Source organism: Streptomyces sp. VTCC 41912 (genome assembly GCF_045799175.1).
Classification (GTDB): domain Bacteria; phylum Actinomycetota; class Actinomycetes; order Streptomycetales; family Streptomycetaceae; genus Streptomyces; species Streptomyces albulus_C.
Genome location: NZ_JBJMAB010000026.1, coordinates 107,279 through 117,917, shown reverse-complemented (window position 1 = coordinate 117,917; position 10,639 = coordinate 107,279). Strand labels below are relative to the sequence as shown.

The window sequence follows — 10,639 nt, the reverse complement described above, 5'->3', positions numbered from 1 at the left end:
GCGTGTGGTCGGACTGCTGCGCTTTACGTCCGACCACACGCCCCTCCGCCCCCGGACCCTCCCGTACGTGGCGGGGCGCGCCCCGGTGGGGGTGGGGGAGAAAAGCCCCGGGGGGTCAGGTGCCGTGGAGGGCTTGGCGGAGTTCGGTGTTGGCGACCAGGATGCCGCCGTCCACGGGAAGGGTGACGCCGGTGACCCAGGAGGCGTCGGGGGAGGCGAGGTAGGCGACGGCGGCGGCGATGTCCTCGGGGCGGCCGACGCGGCCCAACGGGTAGACGGCCGCCGCCCGTTCGAGGTGGTCCTCGCGGCCGGCCCAGTTGGGGGTGTGAATGGTGCCCGGCGCGACGAGGTTGACGCGGACGCCGCGGGGCGCGGCGTGGCCGGAGAGGGTGCGGGTCAGGCTGGCCAGACCCGCCTTGGCGGCGCTGTAGGCGTGGTTGCCGAAGTCCTGGATGCCGTTGACCGAGCCGATGTTGACGATCGAGCCGCGGCCACCGGCGGCGGCCAGGTGCGGCAGCGCGGCCCGGGCGCAGCGCATCGCGCCGGTCAGGGTGGCGTCGAGGTCGGCGGCCCAGTCGTCGTCCGGGGTGTCCTCGAAACGGGGTGCGTCGGGGTGGCAGCCGAAGGCGTTGTTGACGAGGGTGTCCAGGCCGCCGAAGCGCTCCACCGCCTGTGCGACGGCCGCCTCCACCGCGCCCCGGTCCCCGACGTCGCAGGCCCGCGCCTCCGCGGCCCCGCCGTCCGCCCGGATCGCCTGCGCGGCCTCCTCGGCACGCGCCCCGTCCAGGTCGGTGACCAACACCCGGGCCCCCTCGTCGGCCAACCGCCGCGCCGTGGCCGCACCGATGCCCCGCCCGGCCCCCGTGATCAGTACCCGGTACCCCTCGAATCGCCTCATGAACGGTTACCTACCCGCACCCCAGGGTTTCTCTGCCGCTCCCTGATTTTCTCCGCTCCCCGGCTTTCTCTGCTCCCTCCCGGCTTCTCCTCTCCAACTCCCCACCGGGGCAAGGCTCTTCACTGCACGGAAAGCCCCAGGGCTTTTCTCCCCCACCCCCACCGGGGCGCGCCCCGCCACGTACGGGAGGGCCCGGGGGCGGAGGGGCGTGTGGTCGGACGTAAAGCGCAGCAGTCCGACCACACGCCCCGCAGCCCCCGGACCCGGCACCACCCACAACAAGGGGGCACCACCCCACAACACCCCACCCGCCGAAGGCGGAACGGCGGAACGGCAGAACGGCGGGAAACCCGACAACGTGCGAAAAATCAACCGCCCACGGCGGCAACGGCAACGGCCCTGACCAACGCCTGCGCCCGCGGGTCCGCGGTCACGTTCGGCTGCATGCCGTTGGTGACGTAGCCGAAGGCGATCCCGCGCTCCGGGTCGGCGAAGGCCAGTGCGCCGCCGCGGCCGGGGTGGCCGAACGAGCCGGGGCCGAGCAGCGGGGAGGACGGGCCGTGCAGCATGAAGCCGAGGCCGAAGCGGGTGGCGACGAGGAGGGTGCGGTCGGGGCCGGCGGACTCCTCGGTGCGGGCGAGGGTGAGGGTGGCCGGGGCGAAGAGCCGGGGGTGGTCGTCGACGGGGCCGATGAGTGCGGCGTAGGCGCGGGCCAGCGCGGGGGCGGTGGCGATGCCGGCGGAGGCGGGGAGTTCGGCGGCGCGGTAGGCGTCGGCGTTCTCGTCGGGGGCCGGGGAGATCGCGGCGAAGGCGCGGCTGGTGAGGGACGTCGGGTCGGCGTACGCGTCGGTGACGGACTTCTTGGGGCGGGCCCGCAGGCCGGCGGAGGCGGGGCGGGGCGGGGCCTCGACGCGGGTGAGGCGGCCGACGCGGGGGCGGGCCTCGTCGGGCAGGCCGATCCACAGGTCGAGGCCGAGGGGCCGGGATATCTCGTCTGCGACCCAGGTGCCGAGGGTGCGGCCGGTGACCCGCAGGACGAGTTCGCCCAGCAGCCAGCTGTAGGTCTGGGCGTGGTAGCCGTGGTCGGTGCCGGGCGTCCAGGCGGGGGCCTGGGCGGCGACCGCGGCCGGGCCGCTGACGCCGTCGATGGCCTGGGCGGGGGTGAGCGGGGTGTCCAGGGCGGGGACGCCGGCGCGGTGCGCGAGGAGGTGGCGGACCAGGACGCGGTCCTTGCCGGCGGCCTTGAACTCGGGCCAGTAGGTGCCGACGGGGGCGTCCAGGTCGAGCTGGCCGCGCTGGTGCAGCAGGAGGGGGACGGTGGCGGCGATGCCCTTGGTGGCGGAGCGGACGATCTGGGCGGTGCCGGGCTCCCAGGGGACGGCCGTGGCGTCGCCCGGCTCGGCGTCGCCGTCCTTGGTGCCGCCCCAGAGGTCGACGACCTTGCGGCCGTCCCGGTAGACGGCCACCGCCGCTCCGCGCTCGCCGCGCTCGGCGAAGTTGGCTGCGAAGGCGTCCCGGACCGGCTCGAAGCCGTCCTCGACCGCGCCCTGGACGTCCACCCTGAATCCTGCTTCCCGCTTTTCCGTCGCTTCGGTGACCCATCAATGGTGCAACGTCGGGATCCATGCTCATGACCAGGGGCGCCGCCAGGGCCAGGGGCCGTGGTCTTCCTCACATCCGCCCGTGGGGTGGGGCGGTCAGCCGGGGAGGGTCACCGAGCGCGGGTCGAAGCCGAACGGCAGTTCCAGGCGGTGGCCGCGCATCAGCTCCTCGTCGCAGAGCAGTTCCTGGGTGGTGCCGTCGGCGACGATCACCCCGTCGGAGAGCACCACGGACCGCGGGCACAGCTCCAGGGCGTACGGCAGGTCGTGGGTGACCATCAGGACGGTGACGTCCAACGAGCGCAGGATGTCGGCGAGTTCGCGGCGGGAGGCCGGGTCGAGGTTGGAGGACGGCTCGTCCAGGACGAGGATCTCGGGGCGCATGGCGAGGACGGTGGCGACGGCGACCCGGCGGCGCTGGCCGAAGGAGAGGTGGTGCGGCGGGCGGTCGGCGAAGGCGGTCATGCCGACCCGGTCGAGCGCCTCGGTGACGCGGGCGTCGAGCGCGGCGCCGCGCAGGCCGGCGGCGGCCGGGCCGAAGGCCACGTCCTCCCGGACGGTCGGCATGAACAGCTGGTCGTCGGGGTCCTGGAAGACGATGCCGACCCGCCGGCGGATCTCGGCGAGGTGGGCTTTGGCGACTGGCAGGCCGGCGACGGTGACCGAGCCCGCGCCGGCTTCGAGGATGCCGTTGAGGTGCAGCACGAGGGTGGTCTTGCCGGCGCCGTTGGGGCCGAGCAGGGCGACCCGTTCGCCGCGCTGGAGGGTCAGGTCGACGCCGAACAGGGCCTGGTGGCCGTCGGGGTAGGCGTAGGCGAGGCCGGCGACGGCGAGCGAGGGGGCGGGGGCGGTGGTACTCACAGGGTCCATCCCAGGAGGCAGACGGCCAGTGCGGCGAGCGGGAGGGCGGCCGCGCGGGTCCATTGGGTGCGGGTGGCGGTGGTCCGGTCGAGGACGGGCATGGTGCCGGTGTAGCCGCGGCTGACCATGGCGAGGTGGACGCGTTCGCCGCGCTCGTAGGAGCGGATGAACAGGGCGCCGGCGGATGTGGCGAGCACGCCCCAGTGGCGCACGCCGCGCGCTTCGAAGCCGCGGGAGAGCCGGGCGATCCGCATCCGCCGCATCTCGTCGGTGATCACGTCGCCGTAGCGGATCATGAAGGCGGCGATCTGGACGAGCAGCGGCGGCATCTTCAGCCGTTCCAGGCCCAGCAGCAGTTGCCGCAGTTCGGTGGTGGCGGCCAGGAGGACGGAGGCGGCGACGCCGAGCGTGCCCTTGGCGAGGATGTTCCAGGCGCCCCACAGGCCGCCCACGCTGAGGTCCAGTCCGAGGACGTGGGTGCGCGGGCCCTGGGCGACGAACGGCATCAGCACCGCGAACGCCACGAACGGCACCTCGATCAGCAGCCGTTTGAGCAGGAAGCCGGCCGGGACGCGGGCGGCCGCGGCGACCGCCGCCAGCAGCACCGCGTGGAGCGCGAACGCCCAGACGGCGGTGCGCGGGGTGGCGACGACGACCAGGACGAAGGAGAAGACCGCGGCGATCTTGCAGTGCGCCGGGAGGGCGTGGACCGGGGAGGCGCCGTCCCGGTAGAGCTTGTGGGCGTGGCCTGCGCCCATGTCAGTCCTGCTCTGCGGGGGCGGGGGCGGCGACGGCCGGGGCGGCGTCGGCGGCGGCCTTGCGGCGGCGCAGCACGACGAAGACGCCGGTGCCGACGGCGAGCGTGGCGGCGACGCCGATGACGCCGGCGAGGCCGCCGGCCAGCCGCGGGTTGGCGATGTCCTTGACGCTGTAGTCGGCGAGCGGGGAGTCGGCCGTGGCGTGCGCTTCGGTCTTGGTGTCCAGGCCCTTGTCGTGGGCGACCTTCTCCAGGCCGTCGGGGCTGCTGGAGGCGTAGTAGCTGAGGCCGCCGGCGCACAGCAGGGCGGCGGCGAGGCCGGCCAGCCACAGCGGGCGGGTCGAGCGGCGGGGGGTGGCGGGCGCGGGGGCCGGGATCGGGGCCGGGGCCGGCTCTTCGGCCGTCTGGTCGGGCGCGGCGGCCGGGGCGGTGCCGGCCAGCGGGGAGGTGCGCAGTTGGAGCGGGCGGGCCAGGTCGCGGGCGCCATACACGAGGTCGGGGCGGACCGCGATGACGGCGCCGACGGTGAGGGCGGTGATCACGGCTTCGCCGATGCCGATCAGCACGTGCACCCCGACCATGGCGGTGAAGACCTTGCCGATCGGCACGTCGGTGGTGCCGCCCAGGGCGTAGAGGGCGGTGAAGCAGACCGCGGCGGCGGGCACGGAGAGCAGGGCGGCGGCGAACGAGGCGACGGTGATCGAACGGCGGCTGCGCGGCAGCACCTTCACCAGCAGCCGGAAGACGCCGTAGGCGACGACGGTGGTGGTCAGCGCCATGTCGGAGATGTTGATGCCGAGCGCGGTCAGCCCGCCGTCGGCGAACAGCACGCCCTGCATCAGCAGCACCACGGACACGCACAGCACGCCGGTGTACGGGCCGACGAGGATCGCCGCGAGGGCGCCGCCCAGCAGGTGCCCGCTGGTGCCGGCGGCGACCGGGAAGTTCAGCATCTGCACGGCGAAGATGAACGCCGCGACCAGGCCGGCGAGCGGCGCGGTGCGGTCCGCGCCGGTGCCGCCGCCCGTTCCGCCACCCGCCAGTTCGCGCCGGGCGCCGCGCAGGCTGACCGCCACCGCGGCGGCGGCGACCACACCGGCCGCCGCCGACACCGGCGCGTTGATGAATCCGTCGGGTACGTGCATCTTCAGGCTTCTTTCGCTTCTGGCTCCGCAACCCGACGATGATGTGGGTCCTGCAACTAACTTGCAAGAGCGCCCGCGATGCGGGACGGTCCGGCCGCCGCCGCGCGCCCCCGTCCGCCCCCGCATCGCCATTGACTCTTGTGCCCCGCTCCCGCACCCTCCCGGCCATGGCTGCCCAGGAAGCACCCCAGGCCCCCGTCTCCGGTCCCGCCGCGTTCACGCCCTGCGCCGGAGAGGGCTGGCGGGCCCCGTGGGACATGTACGCGGCCCTGCGGGACCGCGATCCGCTGCACCACGTCGACGACGGCGACTACTGGGTGCTCTCCCGCTACGCGGACGTGCTCGCCGCCGCCCGCGACACCGAGCGGTTCTCCTCGGCCGGCGGCCTGACCTTCACCTACGGCGAGCGGGAGCGGCTCGGCATCACCGACGCCGCCCCGATGGTGATGCTGGACCCGCCCGAACACACCGACTTCCGGCGGCTGATCACCCGCGGCTACACCCCGCGCCGGGTGGCCGCCATCGAGCCGGACGTGCGCGCCTTCGTCCGGGACCGGCTGGACCGGATCGCCGGGCTCGGTGCCGACTGCGACATCGTCGCGGAGCTGTTCAAGCCGCTGCCCAGCTTCGTCGTCGGCCGCTACCTCGGCGTGCCGGAGGCGGACCGGGGCCGCTTCGACGGCTGGACGCACGCCATCGTGGAGGCCAACGCGCTGGGCGACCCGCTGGCCGCGGTCGAGGCGGTGGGCGGGTTGTTCGGCTACTTCACGGAGCTGGTCGCGCGGCGGCGCGCCGAACCGGCCGACGACACCGTCTCCGACCTGGTGCGACTGCTGCCGGACGACGACACCGCGCTGCTGCGGATCCTCGGCTTCGCGTTCACCATGGTCGCCGGCGGCAACGACACCACCACCGGCCTGCTGGGCGGCGCCGCGGAGCTGCTGACCGCCGACCCGGACCGGCGCCGCGCCCTGCTCGACGCCCCCGCCCGGCTGCCGGCGGCCGTCGAGGAGCTGCTCCGGCTGACCTCTCCGGTGCAGTGCCTGGCCCGCACCGTCACCGCCGACACCACCCTGCACGGCCGCACCGTCCCGGCCGGCCGCAAGGTGCTGCTGCTGTACGGCGCCGCCAACCGCGACCCGCGCGCGTTCGGCCCGGACGCCGACCGGCTGGATCTCACCCGCGACGGCCCGCAGCACCTCGCCTTCACGCACGGCCCGCACCACTGCCTGGGTGCCGCCGCGGCCCGGCTGGTGGCGCGGGTCGCGCTGGCGGAACTGCTGGCCCGTTTCCCCGACTTCGCGGTGGACGCGGCCGGCGGCACCTTCGCCGACGGCCACTACGTGCGGCGGTACGCGACGCTGCCGTTCGTCACCGGCCGGGGGTGAGGTTTTCCGTTCCCGGGCACGGGGCGCGGCACGTGCCGCGCGGCCGGGAACGCGCCGGCCGGGCGGGCCGCCCGGACAGGCCGACTTGCCGCCCGCCCGCGGCGCCGAAACCATGGGTGGGGTGAGCGATGCACCCGAGGCCACCGGGCCGCTCCCGGGGCCGGACGACGCGGACCGCGCGGACTCCGTCGCGGTCACCAAGGACCAGGGGACGGCGGAGGGCGCCGGGGCGCGCGGGCGGCTGCGGCGCGTGCCGAGCGGGCCGGACCGGCCGCCCGGCTCGTACCTGCGGTACCCGCACCTCCACGGCGACCTGCTCTGCTTCGCCGCCGAGGACGACCTGTGGCTGGCGCCGCTCGCGCCGGACGGGGCGGAGCCGGGCCGGGCCTGGCGGCTGACCGTGGACCGGACCCGGGTCGGGCACCCGCGGTTCTCGCCCGACGGCACGCAGATCGCCTTCACCACCTGGCGCAGCCTGGACCCGGAGATCCACCTGGTGCCGGTGGCGGGCGGGCCGGCCCGCCGGTTGACGTACTGGGGCAGCACCGACGCCCGGGTGTGCGGCTGGACGCCGCCGGACCACGACGGGCAGGCGCAGATCCTCGCGGTGTCCTCGCACGGCCAGCCGTTCTCGTACTACTCGTGGGCCTACTGCCTGCCCACCGACGGCAGTCCCGGCGGCCAGTTGCCCTGGGGGCCGGTCGCCGACATCGCGCTGGCCGACCTCGCCGGGGAGCGGCGGACCCTGCTGCTCAGCGGCAAGCCGCCGCACGAGCCGGCGTCCTGGAAGCGCTACCGGGGCGGGGCGATGGGCCGGATGTGGCTGCACGGCACCCGGCTGTTGCCGGACCTGCAAGGGCATCTGGACGCGGTGATGTTCACCGCCGGCCGGATCGCCTTCCTCTCCGACCACGAGGGCGTCGGCAACGTCTACTCCTGCCTGCCGGACGGCACCGACCTGCGCCGGCACAGCGACCACCCCGACTTCTACGCCCGGCACGCCTCGACCGACGGTTCCCGGATCGTCTACCAGTGCGCCGGCGACCTGTGGTTGATCGACGACCTGTCGCCGGACGCGGTGCCGCGGAAGCTCGCGGTGCGGCTGGGCGGGCCGCGGGCCGGCCGCCGCAGCTACCAGGTGCCGGCCGCCTCGCACGTCACCGGCCTGGCGGTGGACGCCACCGGGCGGGCCAGCGCGGTCGGGGTCCGCGGCAGCCTGTACTGGCTCACCCACCGCGACGGCCCGGCCCGCACCATCCACGACGTCCCGGGCGTGCGGGTGCGGCTGCCGGTGATGCTGGGCGCCACCGGGCGGATCGCGTACGTGACGGACGCCGAGGGCGAGGACGCCGTCGAGGTCACCAACCTGCCGCGGGCCAGCGGTCCGGGCACCCCGCGCCGGCTGGCGGCCGGGGCACTGGGCCGGGTGCACGAGCTGGTCTCGGCGCCGGACGGCGAGCGGCTGGCGGTGGCGACCCACGACGGGCGGCTGCTGCTGGTGGAGACCGGCGCGCCGGAGGAGGCCGGGCCGGCGGACGGCGGGCCGGTCCAGGAGGTCACCGAGGTGGCCCGGTCCGGCAACGGCCCGGTGCGCGACCTGGCCTTCTCGCCGGATTCGCGGTGGCTCACCTGGTCGCACCCGGGCATCGGCCGCAGCCTGCGGATGATCAAGATGGCGCGGCTGTCGGACCGGCACGTCGTGGACGTCACCAACGGCCGCTTCGAGGACGAGCAGCCGGTGTTCACCCGGGACGGCCGGTACCTCGCCTTCCTGTCCTGGCGCGGATTCGACCCGGTCTACGACGTGCACACCGGCGACCTGTCGTTCCCGTTGGGGTGCCGCCCCCACCTGGTGCCGCTGTCGTCGGCGACGCCGTCCCCGTTCGCGCTGTCCCCGGAGGGGCGGCCGGCGGCCGGCGGGCTGGATCCGGACGAGAGCCCGCCGCCCGGCGAGGGTCCGGTGCTGGTGGAGGTGGAGGGGCTGGCGAACCGCGTCACGCCGTTCCCGGTCTCCGCGTCCAAGTACTCCGCGCTGAAACCGGTCAGCGGCGGCGGCCTGGTGTGGCTGCGCTGGCCGATCTCCGGTGCGCTGGGCGAGACCTTCGCCAACCCGGCCGACACCTCCGGCCGGCCCACCCTGGAGCACTTCGACCTGACCAAGGCGCGGCGCACCGAACTCACCAGCTCCCTGGACGGGTTCGCGCTCAGCGGCGACGGCACCCGGCTGGTCGTCAACGACGAGGGCGAGCTGCGCGCGGTGCCCGCCGCCGAACCGGCGGACAGCGACACCACGGTCTATCTGGACCTGCGGCGCATCCTGCACGACGTGGACCCGGAGGCGGAGTGGCGGCAGGCGTTCGACGAGGCGGGCCGGATCGTCCGGGCGTACTTCTGGGACCCCAAGCTGTGCGGCATCGACTGGGAGGACGTGCTGGCGCAGTACCGGCCGCTGCTGGAACGGGTCGCCAGCCCCGACGAGTTCGCCGACCTGCTGCGCGAGGTGCTGGGCGAACTGGGCACCTCGCACGCCTACGTCAGCGGCGCCCGGCGCAACGAGGGGCCGCCGCACTACCAGCGCCCGATCGGCCTGCTCGGTGCCAACTTCGTGTGCCGGGACGGGCGTTGGGTGGTCAAGCGGATCCTGCCCGGTGAGTCCTCGGACTCCAAGGCCCGTTCACCACTGGCCGGCACGGGTGTCCGCGACGGCAGTGCGCTGACCCATGTCGACGGACGCCCGGTGGACCCGGTGACCGGCCCGTACCCGCTGCTGGCCGCGGCGGGCGGGACGACCGTGGAGCTGACGTTCTCCCCGCCCGCCGCCCATCCCCCGCCGGGTGAGGGTGAAGGCGAGGACCCTGCGGACCCCGGCGCTCCGGAGGCGGTGGGCAACGGCCACGCCCGGCGGGTCGCGGTGGTCCCGCTGATCGACGAGCGGCCGCTGCGCTACCAGGACTGGGTGGCCAAACGGCGGGCCGTGGTGCGGGAGTTGAGCGACGGCCGGTGCGGCTACCTGCACATCCCCGACATGGGCGGTTCGGGCTGGGCGCAGTTCAACCGCGACCTGCGGCGGGAGGTGGCGATGCCCGCGCTGATCGTGGACGTGCGCGGCAACGCCGGCGGCAACATCTCCGAGCTGGTCATCGAGAAGCTGACCCGCACCATCATGGGCTGGGACCTGACCCGGGACGCCGAGCCGGTGTCGTACACCAGCAACGCGCCGCGCGGCCCGGTGGTCGCCCTCGCCGACGAAATGACCTCGTCCGACGGGGACATGATCACCGCGGCGTTCAAGCTCCAGGGCATCGGGCCGGTGGTCGGCACCCGCACGTGGGGCGGGGTGGTCGGCATGACCGGCCGGCACCGGCTCGGCGACGGCACCCAGATCACCGTCCCGATGAACGCGGCCTGGTTCCACCTCTACGGGTGGGGCGTGGAGAACCACGGCGTCGAGGTCGACATCGAGGCGCTGCGCTCGCCGCTGCACTGGGCGGAGGGCCGGCACCCGCAGCTCGGCGTCGCGGTGCGCACCGCGTTGGAGCTCCTGGACCGGCACCCCGCGGCGGACCCGCCGGACCTCTCGGACGTCCCGGACCGCCGGCGCCCCCCGCTGCCCCCGCGCGGCGCCCACTGAGAACCGGCTTTCGGCCTCGGTTTCGGCACGCCGGAGAGGCGCACCCGGGATCACCGGATGCGCCTCTCCACGAGGACGAACGACCCTCGTTCAAGAAGACGTCAGACGTCCGTCACGACGGACGCCCGGGCGTCAGCTCTGGTAGCGGTCCTCGATGTCGTCCAGCGACTGCTGGCCGCGCTCGCGGGCCTGCTGGCCGCGCTCCTGGGACTGCTTGCCACGCTCCTGGCCCTGCTGCTTGCCGCGCTCCTGGCCCTGCTGGGCCCGCCGCTTGGCCTCGTCCTTGAGCTGCTGCGCCTTGTCCTTGAACTGGTCTTCGATGCCCATGCTGTTCACTCCTGTTGGGGTGTTGGGGGAT

The 10,639-nt window shown here is 74.9% G+C and carries 8 protein-coding genes; 2 read left to right on the top strand and 6 right to left on the bottom strand.

What is annotated here, in order from left to right; translation table 11 throughout:
* Positions 1–115: 115 nt before the first annotated feature.
* The 5 genes from ACJ6WD_RS28990 to ACJ6WD_RS28970 all read right to left on the bottom strand — a co-directional run bounded on the left by ACJ6WD_RS28990 (position 116) and on the right by ACJ6WD_RS28970 (position 5,262).
* A complete protein-coding gene (locus ACJ6WD_RS28990; protein ID WP_233661629.1) occupies positions 116–898 on the bottom strand; it encodes an SDR family NAD(P)-dependent oxidoreductase in 783 nt (260 codons plus the stop codon).
* Positions 899–1,266: 368 nt separating this feature from the next.
* Complete coding sequence (locus tag ACJ6WD_RS28985) at positions 1,267–2,457, bottom strand: serine hydrolase domain-containing protein (protein ID WP_407616828.1); 1,191 nt, start codon at positions 2,455–2,457, stop codon at positions 1,267–1,269.
* A 138-nt stretch (positions 2,458–2,595) separates the two neighbouring features.
* A complete protein-coding gene (locus ACJ6WD_RS28980; RefSeq protein WP_038519935.1) occupies positions 2,596–3,369 on the bottom strand; it encodes an energy-coupling factor ABC transporter ATP-binding protein in 774 nt (257 codons plus the stop codon).
* Entirely contained in the window at positions 3,357–4,118 is a 762-nt protein-coding gene (cbiQ, locus tag ACJ6WD_RS28975) for a cobalt ECF transporter T component CbiQ (RefSeq protein ID WP_016573287.1), read from the bottom strand. Before cbiQ ends, ACJ6WD_RS28980 begins: the two co-directional genes overlap by 13 nt.
* Position 4,119: 1 nt before the next feature.
* Positions 4,120–5,262, bottom strand: coding sequence for an energy-coupling factor ABC transporter permease (locus ACJ6WD_RS28970; RefSeq protein ID WP_407616827.1), 1,143 nt, complete (start codon positions 5,260–5,262; stop codon positions 4,120–4,122).
* Between the two features lie 167 nt (positions 5,263–5,429).
* On the opposite strand from ACJ6WD_RS28970, the gene ACJ6WD_RS28965 reads away from it, so the two are divergent.
* Together ACJ6WD_RS28965 and ACJ6WD_RS28960 are read left to right on the top strand one after the other, a co-directional pair.
* The gene (locus tag ACJ6WD_RS28965) at positions 5,430–6,650 is read left to right on the top strand and encodes a cytochrome P450 (RefSeq protein ID WP_233661633.1); all 1,221 of its coding nucleotides are present in this window, start codon (positions 5,430–5,432) and stop codon (positions 6,648–6,650) included.
* A 250-nt stretch (positions 6,651–6,900) separates the two neighbouring features.
* Positions 6,901–10,281, top strand: coding sequence for a S41 family peptidase (locus tag ACJ6WD_RS28960; RefSeq protein WP_407616832.1), 3,381 nt, complete (start codon positions 6,901–6,903; stop codon positions 10,279–10,281).
* Between the two features lie 132 nt (positions 10,282–10,413).
* Here the strand turns inward: ACJ6WD_RS28960 and ACJ6WD_RS28955 are convergent, their stop codons facing one another.
* On the bottom strand, positions 10,414–10,608 hold the full coding sequence (locus ACJ6WD_RS28955) for a hypothetical protein (protein WP_016570701.1): 195 nt from the start codon (positions 10,606–10,608) through the stop codon (positions 10,414–10,416).
* Positions 10,609–10,639: the final 31 nt, after the last annotated feature.